Below are 15,277 nucleotides of genomic sequence, written 5' to 3'. Positions count from 1 at the left end.
GTGGCGCGAACCCGCTTGAGAGCCGCAGCCGCGTCCTGCCGAAGATCGGTAACCGGCATGATGTCAAGCACCTTGGACATCGGGGCGCCTCCTTCAGTACGCCCAAGAGTACCTCCGGACGTCCCTTCGAGCAAGCAGCATTGAGCGCACAGCGCGTCTGGAGTGTGCGCCTAACGCTCACCGGCCGCAGGCGAGCAACGCGAGCGTGCGGCCCGGTGCAACGCGAAGTTAGCCGGGAGGACGGCGAGTATCGGTTGATGGCGCCGAACCGTGTAACCCATGTCCCCGGACTCTTTTGTTACCTAATCTCCCCGACCGTTCAGTCTGAATCATTTGGATGTAGGCCGTCACTCGACGACGTAATCTGCTCGTACCAGCAGCGACTGCGGAATAGTGAGTCCCAGCACCTTCGCGGTCTTGAGGTTGATCCCCAGCGCAAACCGCCAGGGCTGCTCCACCGGCAGGTCCGCGGGCTTCGCGCCTTTCAGAATCTTGTCCACCAACACGCCGCCCTGTTGAAATGCTTCCACATAGTCCGCCCCGTAGAAGATGAGGCCGCCCGCCTCCACGAATTGCCGCAAATGGTACATCGCGGGTATCCGGCTGCTCGCTGCAAGCTCCGCGATCCGTCGCCGATGAGCGACGAACATCGGATCCGGCACGACGACGACGGCATGAGCTTTCGCCGCGGTCATGATCCCGAAGGCTTTCGCAAGCTCCTGTGGCAGGACCTGAATCTCCACTCCCAGTGCTCGGGCCGCAGCTCTCGTCTCCGCCACCATGCCCGAAGAGGGTTCGAAATTCGGATTCGCGAGGACGGCCGTGCGCGACATGGCGGGCACGGCTTCCTTCAATAGGCTCAGGCGCTTGGCGCTCAGCTCCGAGTTGCTCAGCGTCACTCCCGTGATGTTTCCGCCGGGCCGGGTCAAGGTGGCGACGAGGCCGACGATCAACGGATCGGAAACGCCAGCGAAGACGATCGGGATGGTGCTAGTCGCATTCTTGGCCGCCAGAGATCCTGGCGTTGAATACACGAAGATGACGTCCACCTTGAGCCGGACCAGGTCCGCGGTGAGCTCGGGAAGCCGTTCGTACCTCCCGTCTGCATAGCGAGACTCGATGAGGAGATTCTGCCCCTCGATGTAACCGAGGGCGCGTAACTTCGTCGGAAATGCGTCGATGGCATCCTTCGTATCTGACGAAGGATTGGCGGACAGGTAGCCGATCCTCACCTTCTTCGGTGGCTGGGCCTCTGCCGCGAGGGGCGCGGCGAGGAGAGCGAGAATGACGAGGAGCGCGAGCCGTCTGTCAATCACTCATCTCACTCCGATGTCGCGCCGACTCTCGTATCGCTCCTGACCTGGACTCACTGATCTCTCGCGACCGTTCGAGCGAAGCCTAACGCTGCGCTCAGCGGCGCGTAAAGCGCGTCCGCTGAAGCGCGTGGTTCGGCGAATCGTCGTCAGGACGCAACCTGGAGAAGAACCTTCTCAAGAGGTTTGGGTAGATCGACCGCGAAGAAGCGACGTGCAGCATAGCCGTAGTCTTCGCCGCTCTCGTCGACGATCCGAAGATACCCGTGCTTCTCAGCATCCTCATCGGGGACGACTCGATACAGCTTTCCTACCTCAAGCGACGCTTCGTAACCCTTATTCTTGATACACACGGCGAAACGGACCCTCCGCTTCCTCTGTCTCTTCATTCCTTCAGTCCAATAGCGGGAACTTGATCTTCATCTCCCGCCGGCCGATGCCGTGAGCTTCGTACCAGTGAACCTCAGCCTTGTGAATCGTCTCGTCTTGGAGACGGACGGTCGCGATGCCCTTCCTCTTGCGCCACCGTCCCTTGCCATACCGTCGGCGTAGTCGCCTCAGCTCCTTGATTGCCCGCCCAGCGGCAATAGTTTCGATGTTTCGGACCGGGCCGACAACCTCGAAGTCCATCGGCCCAAGCTAGCACGACTGCCCCGATCACAACTCATTCGCCGAACCGATCTCTCTTGAACTACGTTATCCAGCTGCGTAGTTCTGTATAGCATGACGAACGAGCCTGCCCGAGATCCGAAGGTGCCAGCGTTTCTGCAACGTTGCAGAACACGCCGTGCCTCGCTTGCCGTGATACACCGCGAGGCGCTGCAACGTATCACCTGGGCGTCCGCGGTCAGCCCGACGTTTCCGGCCTGCGAGGTCATGACAGGAACATCCGGTCGGCGGGGCTCCGTACCCCGGCCGGTCCCCGGTTGAGAACATGCGTGTAGATCATCGTGGTGCTGACGTCTTGGTGGCCGAGCAGCTCCTGGACTGTGCGGATGTCGTGGCTCTCCTCCAGCAGGTGGGTGGCAAACGAGTGACGGAAGGTGTGGCAGGTGGCCTGCTTGACAATCCCGGCGCCACGGACCGCATCCTTCACCGCCCGCTGGAGAACGGATTCGTGCAGGTGGTGGCGGCGACGCTGCCCGGTGAGGCGGTCCAGGTAGAAGCGCGTGGCTGGAAAGACCCATTGCCACCCCCACTCCCGGCCGGCGTTCGGGTACTTGCGCGTCAGCGCGCCGGGCAGCTCGACCCAGCCGGCCCCTTGCCGGAGGTCGGCTTCGTGTTGCTCCCGCACGCGCTCGATGTGGGCGATCAGCGCGGCCCTGACCGCGGCCGGCAGCATCGTCACCCGATCTCTGCGCCCCTTGCCGTCGCGGACGACGATCTGGTTCGTCGCGAAGTCGACATCCTTCAATCGCAGGCGACAGCATTCCAGCAAGCGAAGTCCCGCACCGTACAGCAGGATCGCCATGAGTCGTGGTACGCCGTCGAGCCGCTGGAGAACGGCGCGGACCTCGTCGCGCGTCAGCACTACCGGCAGATGCTGGGGCCGCTTGGCCCGGACGACGTCGTCGAGCCACGGGAGCTGAACGCCGAGCACCTCGCGATAGAGGAACAGCAACGCGCTCAGGGCCTGGTTCTGGGTGGAGGCCGCGACCTTGCCGTGAACGGCGAGGGATGTCAGGAACAAGGTCACTTCGGCCGCGCCCATCTCAGCCGGATGGCGCTTGCCGTGGAAGAAGATGTAACGCTTGATCCAGTGAACGTACGCCTTCTCGGTACGGCGGCTATAGTGTCTGGCGCTGACGGCCTCGCGAACCCGGTCGAGGAGTCGCGGCTTTGGCACGCCGCCCGGGCTGACTTCACGGACGGCAAGCGTCGCGGTGACGGCACCTCCCGACGGGACAGGATAGAAGATTCGGTTGCTCGACGGACAGGCGACCATGCTCATGCTCTCGAGGCTTCCTTTCGATTAGCCGCCCGACCGCAGCGTCGCGGTCTCGGGCTCCATCACCCCGCCCACCGGGACGTGGCCGATCCGCTGCCACACGCGGTCGACCGTCGCCATGATGGCCTCGTCCGGCTGTTCAATATCGATCGGATCGGAGTGGGGCACCCAGCAGGCGCGGCCGGTCAGCCAGAACACCTCCGTGCGGTTGCCCTCGGGATCGAAGAAATAGCAGCCGAGCGCGCTGCCGTGATTGACGATCTGGTCGATGCGGTAGCCCTCGGCCAGCAGACGACGGCGGAAGGCTCTCAAGTCTTCGAGGGTCTCCACCCGCAGGGAGATCTGGTGGATCAAGCGGGGTCCCTCGCCTTCGGGCCGTCCCCGGACGAGCGCGATTTCGTGGTCGACGGCCTGGGGATCCGCGCTCAAGAACACGAGCCCGTGGCGCCAGTTCTGCTTCGTCACCTGCATGCCCAGGACGTCGCGATAGAACCCCACCATGCGGTCCAGATCGCGGACGTAGATCCCGACGTGGCCCAGTCCTCTCACGCGTGCCATGATGCCTCCTGCGCTGGCCGCCTACACCGCGATGGCCTGGTTCGCCTCGGCAAAATGCGGCTTCACGTCTTTGCGAAGCGCCATCGCCCGGAGCGTGTCGCGCTGGTTCAGCTGGCCTCGGAGATTCCGCCGGTCTCCGCCGACCTCCTGTTACACCGCGGCCCAGGGGGCGTCAAGCGGGAATTGGGGCGGCCCGCCCCTTGCCCGGTAGGCGCAGGCCGTTTACTCTTCCGGTTACCGCCGATCCCGAACGAGGGCGTAACCCGGAGGCACCGTATGCACGGACGGCTTCTGGCCCTGTTGACTGCGCTGGTCGTGCTGAGCTGCGCCGGCAGTGGTCCGGTCCAGGCTCAATCGTTTTACGAGGGCAAGACCATCCGCATCATCGTGGGCCTGGCGGCGGGGGGAGGCTTCGATGCGTACGCCCGGCTCATCGCCCGGCACATGGCCAAGCACATCCCGGGTAAACCCACGATCATCGTCGAGAACATGACCGGGGCCGGCAGTGTCATCGCCGCCAATCACCTGTACCGCCTGGCCAAGCCGGACGGTCTCACCGTGGGGCATTTCCTCGGATCGTTGATCCTCGGTCAAGTCCTGGGGCAGCCGGGGATCGACTTCGATGCCCGGAAGTTCGAGTTCATCGGGGCCGCCGTCAAGGAGGACGCCGTGTGCGGTCTGACCAAGGCGAGCGGCATCACCTCCATCGAGCAATGGATGGCCGCCAAGACGCCCGTCAAGCTGGGTGGCTCCGGGCTGGGCTCCCCTCCCGACAACGTCGGCAGACTCCTCCGGGCGGCGCTCGGGCTGCCGATCCAGGTCGTCTCGGGGTACAAGGGGACCTCCGAGATCCGTCTGGCCGCCGACAGTGGTGAGGTGGCCGGGGGCTGCTGGTCCTGGGAGTCGATGAGGGCGACGTGGCGCGGCGCCCTGGACGCGGGGAACGTGGTCGTGGTCCTGCAAGTCACCGCCAAGGAGTTCCCGGATCTGCGCGGAGTGCCCCTCGCCCTTAGTCTCGCCAAGACCGACGAGGCACGCCGGCTGATCCAGGTGGCCCAGGCGACCGGTGCCTACTCCCGCCCCTTCGTCCTGCCTCCCGGCACGCCCAAGGAACGGGTCCAGCTCTTGCGCAAGGTCTTCCAGGAGACGTTGAAGGACAGGGAGTTCCTGGCGGAGGCCGAAAAGTCGAAGCTCACCCTCGACCCGGTGAGCGGCGAAGATCTGGAAAAGATGGTCACCGAGGTCTTCGCGCTGGATCCCGCGCTCGTGGCCAAGCTGAAGACCATCCTCTACAACTAGTGCCGTTCCAACTATTCGCGCCTAGGAAGGCACCGTGTACGTCGTTCGTGGACAGATTTAGTATCAACAAGTTGGAACGGCACTAGCGTCGCGCCACAGTGCGCAAGCCGTGAGGGCTCGAGCCTGATGCTATTTCCGACCATGCTCGTCGGCAGCTACCCGCAGCCCGAGTGGCTGATCGACCGCGCGAAGCTCGCCGGGCGCTTCCCGCCCCGCGTGCGGGCCAGAGAGCTGTGGCGCGTCGCCGAGCCGTGGCGGGAGGAAGCGCAAAACGACGCGACGGTGCTGGCGATCCACGCCCAGGAGGAAGCGGGGCTCGACATCATCACCGACGGAGAGATCCGGCGGGAGAGCTACTCGAACCGCTTCGCTACCGCGCTGGAGGGCATCGATATCGACAACCCCGGCACCGCCCTCGACCGTTCGGGCCATCCGAACCCCGTGCCGCGTATCGCCGGGCCGATCCGGCGCCAGCGCCCCGTCGAGGTGGAGGACGCGCGTTTCCTACGCGCGCACACGACGAAGCCGATCAAGATGACGGTGCCGGGCCCGTTCACGATGACGCAGCAGGCGCAGAACGACTACTATCCGAGCGAGGAGGCGGCCGCCCTGGACTACGCGGCCGCCGTGAACGAGGAGATCCGCGACCTCTTCGCCGCCGGCGCCGACATCGTGCAGCTCGACGAGCCGTACATGCAGGCCCGCCCCGAGAAGGCGCGTCAGTACGGGTTGAAGGCGCTCAACCGGGCGCTGGAGGGCGTCACCGGCACGACCGCCGTGCACATCTGCTTCGGCTACGCCGCCATCATCCATCAGCGCCCGTCGGGCTACTCCTTCCTGCCCGAGCTCGCCGGGTGCCCCTGCCACCAGGTCTCCGTCGAGACGGCGCAGTCGAAGCTCGATTGCGCGGTGCTGGCCGAGCTCGCGGCGAAGGAGATCATGGTGGGGTGCCTCGACCTCAACGACACGACGGTGGAGACGCCGGAGGCGATCGTCGCGCGCATCAAGCGCGCGTTGCTCTACGTCAAGCCGGAGCACGTCATTCTCGCGCCGGACTGCGGGATGAAGTACCTGCCGCGCGATGTCGCCTTCGGCAAGATGACGTCGATGGTGGCGGCGGCGAAGATGCTACGCGCGGAGTTCGGTTGACACGTCTCCTCGCCTCTCCTACGATCCCGGCGACGTCGGGAGCGACGCGGCGAGGCCTCGGAGCAGGGAGGGCGCACAGTGCTACAGCGGCTCGAGGGACTGGAGCGGTGGGCCGTGCTGATCTTGCAGCTCTTCCTGGGCTTCGTCTTCGTGATGCACGGGTCGCAGAAGCTGTTCGGAGCGTTTGGCGGCTCCGGCGTCGCCGGCCTGGCGGCATACTTCGTCAAGCTCGGGATCGAACCGAGCCTCTTCTGGGCCTGGGTCGTGACCGTCACCGAGTTTTTCGGCGGTCTCTGCATCTTCTTCGGCTTCCTGACGCGCTTCTGGGCGGCGGGGCTCGTCATCGACATGACGGTCGCAGTCCTTAAAGTGCATCTGGCCAACGGCTTCTTCTGGGGCAAAGGGGGGCTGGAGTTCCCGCTCACCCTCGGGGTGATGGCCCTCATGCTGGTCCTGGCCGGCCCAAGCTTCCTGGCCGTGGACCGGGCCATCGGGTTGGAGCGACGGACGACGCAGGAGGACAGGCGCATGATCACGTCGAGGCGGTTCCCCGCGATCCTCCTGGCCCTGGCCATGGGGCTGTGGCTCGCACCGCCCGCCGGGGCCCAGCGCCCGGACCGCATCAAGATCGGCGGCACCGTCGCCGTCACCGGCCGCTTCTCCAGCGACTGGGGCCCCGGGATCATCGAGTTCATGAAGGGCTGGGAGAAGCTCGTCAACGCCGAGGGAGGCATCTTCGTCCGCGAGTACAACGCCAAGCTCCCCATCCAGCTCGTGCTCTACGACGACGAGTCGAGCCCCGAGAAGTCGGTGGAGCTCTACGAGAAGCTGGCGGCCGTAGACAAGGTCCAGTTCTTCATCGGGCCCGGGTCGAGCCCCATCACGCTCCGGGCCTCGACGGTGGCCGAGCGCCTCAAGATCCCGATGATCCTGGTCGAGGCCAACAGCCCGATCATCTACGCGCGAGGCTTCCAGTGGATCGCCGGAGTGGACCGGCCCGCCCAGTACTGGTCGATCCCGTACTTCGACCTGATCAAGGAGCTGAGGGACAAGGGCGTCGCCAACTACCGGACCATCGCCTTTCTCATCGAAGACCACCCGCACACCAAGGACATCGCGGAGGGCTCCGTCGAGCTGGCCCGGAAGGCGGGCCTCGAGGTGGTCGCCACCGAGTCGGTGCCGTTTCAGACGAGCGATTTCTCAGCAGTGATCGCCAAGTTCAAGCAGCTCAACCCCGATATCGTGTACTCGTCGGGCTGGACCGTCACCAGCGTGCCGTTCGTCAAGCAGGCCAACGAGCTCGGTCTCAAGCCCAAGGCGCTCCACGTCATCCACCTGGTGCCGGAATTCGCGCAGCAGGCCGGCGCCACGCTGGCCGAGGGCTTGACCGGAGAGACGCACATCGCCCGCAAGCACCTGGACCAGCGCTACCTCACGATCCTCAAGCGCCTCAACGTGGGCGATCCCTACGCCTTCAAGTCGCTCGTCCTGCCCATCCGCTACCTGGCCCTGGAGACCATGCGGCGGGGCATCGAAGCCGCCGGGACGCTGGACCGCGAGAAGTTCATGGCGTCGCTTCGGAATCTGACATTCGACACGCTGCACGGCCCGCACCGCTTCAACTACAACGTGAAGCTCGGCAACCGGATCCTCAACGGCATGGGCGAGAAGTACCTCTACGCGGGACAGTTCCAGAACGGCAAGATCGTCATCATCGCGCCGGCGGTGGCGGCGGACGGCCCCTACAAGCCAGCTCCGCGCCAGTAACCTCGGAGGGGGGCTTCGCCCCCCTTCCGAAGCCTCCCCCCAGGATTCGATTGCGCCGGCGGAGCCGGCGCTCGGAGGCGTTTACTGCGACACGCTCGGCCGAGCTCCTACGGCTGTTCCCAGTATCTAGAGATGCGAGGAATCGGGCTCGAGCCCGAGCAGGAACTGACCGACGGTCTCGAAATGATCCTGGCGCCCCTGCATCTGCTGCGTGACCGCGTGCATGTCACGGAAGCGGCGCTCGAAGGCGCTGCCCACGAAGACCGCGTTCCCGCCGGCGGCGTGGTACGCGAAGTTGACGACCTCGGTGGCCTGCTGGATGGCGTGGCTCGCTCCCAGCCGGAGGCGGATGCGCTGATCGAGCGTGACGCGTCCCGAGCGCTGCGCCGCCTCCCAGATCTCCTCGAGGGCCGTCATCAGGAACAGGCGGGCGGCGCCGAGCCGCGCCTCGGACTGGGCCACCTGGGACTGGAGCACGCCGTTCTCGCGGAGAGCCCCTTTGAACCCTCGCGGCACCTTGTCCCTGGCCAGGGCGACGAGCGCGTCGAAGATGGACCGGGCGATGCCGAGCGCCACGCCGGCGAAGCCGACGGAGAACATGGTCACCAGCGGGAAGCCGTAGAGGGGGCTCGGGTCGCGTGGCGGCGATTCGTTGTCCCGGGAGACGGTGTGCTCCTCCGGCACGAACTGGTCGGAGACGGAAAACGAATCGCTCCCCGTCCCCCGGAGCCCGATCACGTGCCAGACGTCGCTCAGCGTCACGCTGGCGACCGGGAACAGTACCCAGCGCTGCTGCGGGCGGCCGTCGGCGCCCCGACGAGGGCCGTCAGCGCCGGAGACCGTCGTGAGGCCACCGAGCCAGGTGGCATGCCGGCTGCCGCTCAGGAAGCTGAAGGTGCCGGTCACCCGGTAGCCGCCCTCGACGGGGACGGCCCGGGAGGAGAGCCCCGGCCCCCAGGCCAGGATGCCGTGGGGCTGACCCCCGAAGAGCTTCCGCGCGACGTCCTCGGAGAGGTGCGCGGCGACCATCGAGCATCCGGACGTCTGGCAGATCACCCACGCGGTGCTCGCGTCGACCTTGCTGATCTCCTCCATGACCCCCACGAACGTGACCGGATCGACCTGGGCGCCGTCGAGCGAGCGGGGCAGGAGCAATCGAAAGAGGCCGGCGTCGATCAGCTCGTCGAGGAGTGCCTGGGGGAGCCGACGCTCCTGTTCGATCTGATCCGCGCAGGCGGCGATCTTCGGCGCCAGCATGCGCGCCAGCTCTCGGTAATCGACGTCGCTCCCTGAGCGGTCCGGCCTCATGGCGGGCCCTACTCTACATCACGCCGAAGCACCCAGGTGTCTGAACTGGAAGCGCAAACGTCGCGCCCTTCGAGTGCGTCATGCTAGATTAAGCACCCCCCAGCGTCGACGAAAGCCGGTCGACAAGGAGATCGCGGTGGCGCTCCTCGACGTCCAGCAGGTCTCCAAGCGGTTCGGGGGAATTCGGGCCCTCGCCGGCGTCACGCTGGAAGTCGAGGCCGGCCAGGTGGTAGGGCTCATCGGCCCCAACGGCGCCGGCAAGACGACGCTGTTCAACGTCATCTCCGGCGTGCTCCGTCCCGACAGCGGCCGCGTCGTCTTCCGTGGGAGGGATCTGACCGGCCGCCCGCCTCACGCCGTGTGCCACGCGGGGATCGCCCGTACGTTCCAGATCGTCCAGCCGTTCTCCCGTTTGTCCGTGGTGGACAACGTCGCCGCCGCCTATCTCTTCGGTCGTCGGAGCGCGGGCGCCCGGCTCCGGCGATCGGAGGCCGAGGCCCGGGCCCGCGACCTGCTCCAGTACGGCAAGCTCGGCCCCAAGGCGAGCCGGCCCGCGGGGACGCTCACGCTCTCGGAGCGCAAGCGCCTGGAGATGGTGCGGGCGCTGGCCACCGGGCCCGAGCTTCTGCTCCTGGACGAGGTGCTGGCCGGCCTCAATCCGCAGGAGACCGAGGAGATGACGGACATCATCCGGCGGCTCGCCCGGGAGCTCGGGCTCGCCCTCCTCCTCATCGAGCACAACGTGCGGGCCGTGATGACCCTGTCCGAGCAGGTCGTCGTCCTCAACTACGGCACCGTCATCGCCCGCGGCGCGGCGGCCGCGGTGGCCAGCGATCCGGCCGTGATCACCGCCTATCTGGGCGACCGCCGCACGCTCGGTCGGGTGCCTCGTGCTTGAGGTCCGCGATCTCTCGGTCGCCTATGGCGCGAATTCCCAGCCTCGGGAGGGCGCATGAGCTTCGTCTACGCGGTGCGGAGCAACTTCACGCGACCCGACCTCGAGGAGCAATGGCACGCGTGGTATAGCGGGCCCAAGCTCGCCGAGATGATGACTCACCCCCACTTCCTCTCCGGGCAGCGCTACCAGGCGGTCGGGCTCGATCAGACCATCCGGTACCTGGCTCTCTGGGTCGTCGCGTCGCCCGACGCGTTCACCAGCCCCGAGTACAAGGCGAGCTGGGGCTGGGCGGACTGGAAGCCGTACATCAGCCACTGGAGCCGCAACCTCTACGACGCGGGCGACCACGACATGACCGCGCTCCTCGACGTCCCCCCCGAGGGCGGGCTCTACCTCGCCGCCTTCGAGGGCGTTCCGGAGGCGGAGGCCGAAAAGCGGCGGGCGGAAGCTCAGGCGGAGCGCCCAGAGGCGGTCTGGATGCCCGTCGTCGGCCTCGACCGCTCGTGCCCGGTCATCGGTGTCCAGAGACTCCCGGACCCGGCGAAGGCGACACCCCTGCCGGCCAGGCTGGCCGCCGGCGTGCGCGAGACCTCGTTCCGGCCGCTCACCGAGCGCCGTCGCGCGAAGCCGCGGGGCTAGGGCGATGGCCGGGGGCGCGCGCGGCCTCATGCTGAGCCTGGCGACGGTGGACCCCAAGCACGAGGCCGAGTTCAACCGGTGGTACGAGGAGGAGCACCTGCCCGACGTCCGGCGGCGCTTCCCGCAGATCGTGAGCGCGCGCCGCTATCGGGCGGTGGACGGTCAGGAGCCGCGCCACATAGTGGTCTACGAGCGCGAGCTGCAGGTGGACGACGTCCTTTACAAGGAGCTCAGCATCCGCGGCGTGCTGAGCATCGAGAAGGTTCACACATACTCGCTTCCGCTCGAGCAGGCCGAGGACGCCATGCTGGCCGGCCACGGGCCAGGCGTGAATCCGATCCATCTGGCGATCGTCCCCGGCGCGTTGCCGGTGTCCGTGCGCCGCGGAGGCGGACGCTCACGGCCCGCCCGCCGCCGGAGCGGCAGGCGCGCCCTCACTCGACCGCGTTCCGCCCGAGCGTGACGAGCCGGAGAAGTTGCGGTACACGTACTGGTGGCGTGAGGATCGCGCGCGTCGGCGATCCTGATGACGTTCGAGCTTCCGCGAGGGGGGACCATGAGCCCAGTGAGCGAGCATGCCCGGGTGCTGGGAAGTAGCGGCGAGGGGGCAGATCCGTCCAGTCCGACGAGCCAGCCGTGCGTGCTGCTCATCTTCGGCGCGTCGGGAGACCTGACCAAGCGCCTCCTCGTGCCGGCGCTGTACAACCTGGCGTGCGACGACCTGCTCTCGGAGCAGTTCGCCCTGCTGGGGGCGGCGATGGATCCGCTCACGACGGAATCGTTCCGCGAGCGGATGAGCAACGACATCAGGCAGTTTCACACCCGCCACGCGTTCGACCAGGCGGCCTGGGACAAGCTGGTCGGACGCTTCCACTACATGCCCGCCGCGTTCGCCGACCTGGACGCCTTCCGGCAGCTCAAGGTCGAGGTCGCCCGGCTCGATGCGCAGTACAAAGCCGAAGGCAACGTGCTCTTCTACTTCGCCACGGCCCCGCGCTTCTTCGGGTTGATCTGCGAGCAGCTGCACAGGGCCGGGTTCAAGGACGGTCCGGGCTGGAAGCGGATCATCGTCGAGAAGCCCTTCGGCACCGATCTGGAGTCCGCGCTGCAGCTCAACCGCGACGTGCTGGCCCACTGGCACGAGGACCAGATCTACCGCGTCGATCATTACCTCGGCAAGGAGACGGTGCAGAACCTCCTGGCGTTCCGCTTCAGCAACGGCATGTTCGAGCCGCTCTGGAACAAGCACTTCATCGACAACATCCAGTTCAACGTCGCGGAGGCGGTCGACGTCGAGGGGCGTGGCGGCTACTACGACAGCTCCGGCGTGCTGCGCGACATGATGCAGAACCACATGTTCCAGATGCTGGCCTATCTGTGCATGGAGGTTCCGGGCTCCTTCGACTCGCACGCCATCCGCAACGAGAAGGCCAAGCTGCTCGAGGCCGTGCGCGTCTACACGCCCGACGAGGTCGCGCGGTACGTCGTCCGCGGGCAGTACGGCCCCCAGCTGGGCGCGCACGGCGAGGTCGTCAAGCCGGGGTACCGCCAGGAGAAGGACGTCGATCCCCAGTCGAAGACCGAGACGTTCGCGGCGGCGCGGTTCCACATCGACAACTGGCGCTGGGAAGGCGTGCCGATCTACCTGCGCTCCGGCAAGGCGCTCTGGAAGCGGGGTACCGAGATCATCGTGGAGTTCAAGAGGGCCCCGCAGGTGCTCTTCCGCAACACGCCGGTGCGGGCGATCTCCGCCAACCGCCTGATCTTCCATATCCAGCCGTATCAGGGCATCGAGGTCCAGTTCCAGGCGAAGGTCCCGGGGCCCACGCTGCAGCTGCAACCGGTCAAGATGCGCTTCGGCTACGGTGAGGCGTTCAAGGCATCGCGCTACACCGGCTACGAGGTGATGATCTACTCCTGCTCGCATGGCGACGGCACGCTCTTTTCCCGGGGCGACCTGGTCGAGGCGGCCTGGCAGGTCGCACAGCCCATCCTGGACTACTGGAAGGCCGCGCCGGCCGAGTTCCCGAACTACGCCCGTGGCAGCTGGGGACCGAAGGCGGCGGCGGACCTCATCGAGCGCGACGGCCGCCGCTGGTTCGAGCTCCTGACCGAAGAGGTGCTCAAGAAGGTGGCGATCTTCAGGGACGGCGACCCGCTGTTCCTCTCGCAGGTCGTCCTGGCGCTGCGCCCAAGGGTGGTCGGCGCCGGCGAGACGCTCATTCGGAAGGGCGACATGGGACGCGAGATGTACGTTGTCGTCCGCGGCGAGGTGGAGGTGCTCGACGACTCCGGCAAGGTGCTGGCGACGCTCGGGGACGGCGATTGCTTCGGCGAAATCGCCCTCCTGATTCACACGCCGCGCACGGCGACCGTCCGCGCCAAGACCGGCTGTGACCTCGTGGCGCTGGACAAGACCGGCTTCAGCCGTATCCTGCGGGACTACCCGCAGTTCGCCGACAGCGTGCTCCAGATCGCCAGGGACCGCTACGACCTGAACATCCAGGCGGAGACGCTGCTGAGCGACGCCGCCCGTCACTGAGCGGCGTTGATCCCCCAACTCCGGTGCCCCGGCCTTGCCGGTATCGTCACACCTTCTCGTAGGGCAGGCGACGGACCTTGTCCATGTTCGTGCCCTCGATGCGGATCAGCCGGGTGGGGCCGTCGCGTCGCGGTGAGTGGAGATCGCCTTCGTTGTACAGGTGCGCCATGCCCGGTTTGAGGGTGTAGCTCCTCAGGTGGCGCACCTTGCCGCGCCTGCTCTCGGTGGGAGGCTCGACGAGGGCCCAATCGCTCATCACGGTCTGGCCCCGGGCCTGGCCGTAGATCGCCCAGGACGGGCCGTGATCGTGGGGCTGGCTTTCCTTCGCTCCCTTGTAGACGTGGGCGAGAATGCAGAAGCCGAGGTCCGGGTCTTCGTAGAGGATCTTGCGCTCCGGCCCGTCGTCGCCGAGGTGAGTGGCGATGAAGGCCTCGTCCTTCAGGACATCCTGGATGAGCGCACCCATCCGCGTTCGACCCCCGGGACCCGGATCCGTCGTGAGGATGCGGTGACATTCGGCGGTGAGCTGCTCGAGCGTGTACCCCAATGACGTGACCTCCTTGGCTGATCCCAGAGGATAGCGTAGAACAGCCTCGTGCGGATCATCGCGCATGTCGACATGGATGCCTTCTACGCCGCCGTCGAGGAGCGGTACCACCCCGACCTTCGCGGCAAGCCCGTCGTCGTCGGAGCGGACCCCAAAGGGGGCCAGGGCCGAGGGGTCGTCACGGCGGCAAGCTACGCCGCGCGGAAGTACGGCATCAGGTCCGCTCTGCCGATCTCCCGGGCCTGGCGTCTGGCCGAGGCCGCGCGCCGGAGGGGCGAGCCGGAGACGATCTTTGTCCGTGGCCATCGCGATCTCTATGTCGCAGTCTCCGGGCGGATCATGGCGTTTCTGGCGGAGAGTGCCGAGACCTTCGAGGAGGCGAGCATCGACGAGGCCTACCTGGATTTGTCGTCGCTGGACAGCTTCGAGGCGGCCGCCGCGCGCGCCCGGTCGCTGAAGCTCGAGCTCGTCCAACGCGAGGGGCTGACCTGCTCGGTGGGCATCGGGCCGAACAAGCTCGTGGCCAAGATCGCCTCGGACTTCACGAAGCCCGACGGCCTGACGGTGGTCCGGCCCGAAGACGTCCAGGGCTTCCTCGACCCGCTGCCGATCCGGACCATCCCGGGTGTCGGGCCCAAGACCGAGGGCCTCCTCCACCAGCGGGGCATTCGCTCCGTTCGTGACCTCCGCGGGGTCCAGCTGGTCACGCTGGTCGACTGCTTCGGCCGCGGGGGCGAAGATCTCTTCGCCAAGGCCCAGGGCATCTCCGACAGCCCGGTGTCCAATGAGTGGGAGGCCAAGACAATCGGCGAGCAGGAGACGTTCGAGGAGGAAACGCTGGACGCGTCGTTCGTCCTCGAGCGAGCCCGGGGGCTCGCCCGAGAGGTCTTCGAGCGCCTCGGCCGGCAGGGCTTTCGCGCGTTCCGGACGGTGACGGTCACGGTCCGCTTCGAGAATTTTACGACCCGGAGCCGGTCGCACACGGAACGCGAGCCGCTGGAGGCCGAAGAGGCGCTGTACGCCAGCGCCGTCCGGCTGCTGCAGCCCTTCTTCGATCAGCGTGAGAATCCGAAGCAGAGGCTGATTCGGCTGATCGGCGTGCGCGTGGAGAAGCTCGTGCGGGCCTGAGCCTCGGTCACGTTCCCTTGACAGTCGCACCGCTTTTCTTCTAGTGCCGTTCCAACTATTCGCGCCAAGGGAGGCGCCGTGTACTACACGTACGTGTTGCGGAGTGATCGAGATCAACGGCTCTACACCGGAACGACGCACGACCTCCGCACCCGAATCAAGCTGCACGCTGACGGAAAGG

The 15,277-nt window shown here is 66.7% G+C and carries 15 protein-coding genes; 8 read left to right on the top strand and 7 right to left on the bottom strand.

Features of this window, described 5'->3' with window-relative positions; translation table 11 throughout:
* Window positions 1-347: 347 nt before the first annotated feature.
* From VGV13_08730 to VGV13_08710, 5 genes are all read right to left on the bottom strand, one after another.
* Window positions 348-1,316: an ABC transporter substrate-binding protein gene (locus tag VGV13_08730; protein ID HEV8641168.1), complete on the bottom strand. Its 969-nt coding sequence runs from the start codon at window positions 1,314-1,316 to the stop codon at window positions 348-350.
* 146 nt (window positions 1,317-1,462) lie between these two features.
* The gene (locus tag VGV13_08725) at window positions 1,463-1,702 is read right to left on the bottom strand and encodes a hypothetical protein (GenBank protein ID HEV8641167.1); all 240 of its coding nucleotides are present in this window, start codon (window positions 1,700-1,702) and stop codon (window positions 1,463-1,465) included.
* A gap of 4 nt (window positions 1,703-1,706) precedes the next feature.
* The gene (locus VGV13_08720; protein HEV8641166.1) at window positions 1,707-1,943 is read right to left on the bottom strand and encodes a hypothetical protein; all 237 of its coding nucleotides are present in this window, start codon (window positions 1,941-1,943) and stop codon (window positions 1,707-1,709) included.
* Between the two features lie 244 nt (window positions 1,944-2,187).
* A complete protein-coding gene (locus tag VGV13_08715; protein ID HEV8641165.1) occupies window positions 2,188-3,264 on the bottom strand; it encodes an integron integrase in 1,077 nt (358 codons plus the stop codon).
* A gap of 21 nt (window positions 3,265-3,285) precedes the next feature.
* The gene (locus VGV13_08710) at window positions 3,286-3,819 is read right to left on the bottom strand and encodes a VOC family protein (protein ID HEV8641164.1); all 534 of its coding nucleotides are present in this window, start codon (window positions 3,817-3,819) and stop codon (window positions 3,286-3,288) included.
* Between the two features lie 276 nt (window positions 3,820-4,095).
* On the opposite strand from VGV13_08710, the gene VGV13_08705 reads away from it, so the two are divergent.
* The 3 genes from VGV13_08705 (at window position 4,096) to VGV13_08695 (ending at window position 8,034) form a co-directional block, all read left to right on the top strand.
* A complete protein-coding gene (locus VGV13_08705; GenBank protein ID HEV8641163.1) occupies window positions 4,096-5,118 on the top strand; it encodes a tripartite tricarboxylate transporter substrate-binding protein in 1,023 nt (340 codons plus the stop codon).
* A gap of 126 nt (window positions 5,119-5,244) precedes the next feature.
* Complete coding sequence (locus VGV13_08700) at window positions 5,245-6,267, top strand: 5-methyltetrahydropteroyltriglutamate--homocysteine methyltransferase (protein ID HEV8641162.1); 1,023 nt, start codon at window positions 5,245-5,247, stop codon at window positions 6,265-6,267.
* Window positions 6,268-6,345: 78 nt separating this feature from the next.
* Entirely contained in the window at window positions 6,346-8,034 is a 1,689-nt protein-coding gene (locus tag VGV13_08695; GenBank protein HEV8641161.1) for an ABC transporter substrate-binding protein, read from the top strand.
* 126 nt (window positions 8,035-8,160) lie between these two features.
* Here the strand turns inward: VGV13_08695 and VGV13_08690 are convergent, their stop codons facing one another.
* Entirely contained in the window at window positions 8,161-9,342 is a 1,182-nt protein-coding gene (locus VGV13_08690; protein ID HEV8641160.1) for an acyl-CoA dehydrogenase family protein, read from the bottom strand.
* A 136-nt stretch (window positions 9,343-9,478) separates the two neighbouring features.
* Between VGV13_08690 and VGV13_08685 the strand changes: the two genes are divergently transcribed.
* From VGV13_08685 to zwf, 4 genes are all read left to right on the top strand, one after another.
* Window positions 9,479-10,240: an ABC transporter ATP-binding protein gene (locus VGV13_08685; GenBank protein ID HEV8641159.1), complete on the top strand. Its 762-nt coding sequence runs from the start codon at window positions 9,479-9,481 to the stop codon at window positions 10,238-10,240.
* 54 nt (window positions 10,241-10,294) lie between these two features.
* Window positions 10,295-10,879 carry a hypothetical protein gene (locus tag VGV13_08680; protein HEV8641158.1) on the top strand — a complete coding sequence of 195 codons (585 nt, stop codon included), beginning with the start codon at window positions 10,295-10,297 and terminating at the stop codon, window positions 10,877-10,879.
* A 4-nt stretch (window positions 10,880-10,883) separates the two neighbouring features.
* A complete protein-coding gene (locus VGV13_08675) occupies window positions 10,884-11,342 on the top strand; it encodes a hypothetical protein (GenBank protein ID HEV8641157.1) in 459 nt (152 codons plus the stop codon).
* A gap of 93 nt (window positions 11,343-11,435) precedes the next feature.
* Window positions 11,436-13,421 (top strand): glucose-6-phosphate dehydrogenase, encoded by a 1,986-nt coding sequence (gene zwf, locus VGV13_08670; GenBank protein ID HEV8641156.1) that lies wholly within the window; start codon window positions 11,436-11,438, stop codon window positions 13,419-13,421.
* Between the two features lie 46 nt (window positions 13,422-13,467).
* Here the strand turns inward: zwf and VGV13_08665 are convergent, their stop codons facing one another.
* Complete coding sequence (locus VGV13_08665) at window positions 13,468-13,968, bottom strand: hypothetical protein (protein HEV8641155.1); 501 nt, start codon at window positions 13,966-13,968, stop codon at window positions 13,468-13,470.
* 48 nt (window positions 13,969-14,016) lie between these two features.
* On the opposite strand from VGV13_08665, the gene dinB reads away from it, so the two are divergent.
* Complete coding sequence (gene dinB / locus VGV13_08660) at window positions 14,017-15,096, top strand: DNA polymerase IV (GenBank protein HEV8641154.1); 1,080 nt, start codon at window positions 14,017-14,019, stop codon at window positions 15,094-15,096.
* Window positions 15,097-15,277 lie beyond the last annotated feature (181 nt).

It is taken from the genome of Candidatus Methylomirabilota bacterium, from assembly GCA_036001065.1.
Lineage (GTDB): Bacteria > Methylomirabilota > Methylomirabilia > Rokubacteriales > CSP1-6 > MNEF01.
This window is presented reverse-complemented; position numbering and strand designations above follow the sequence as displayed.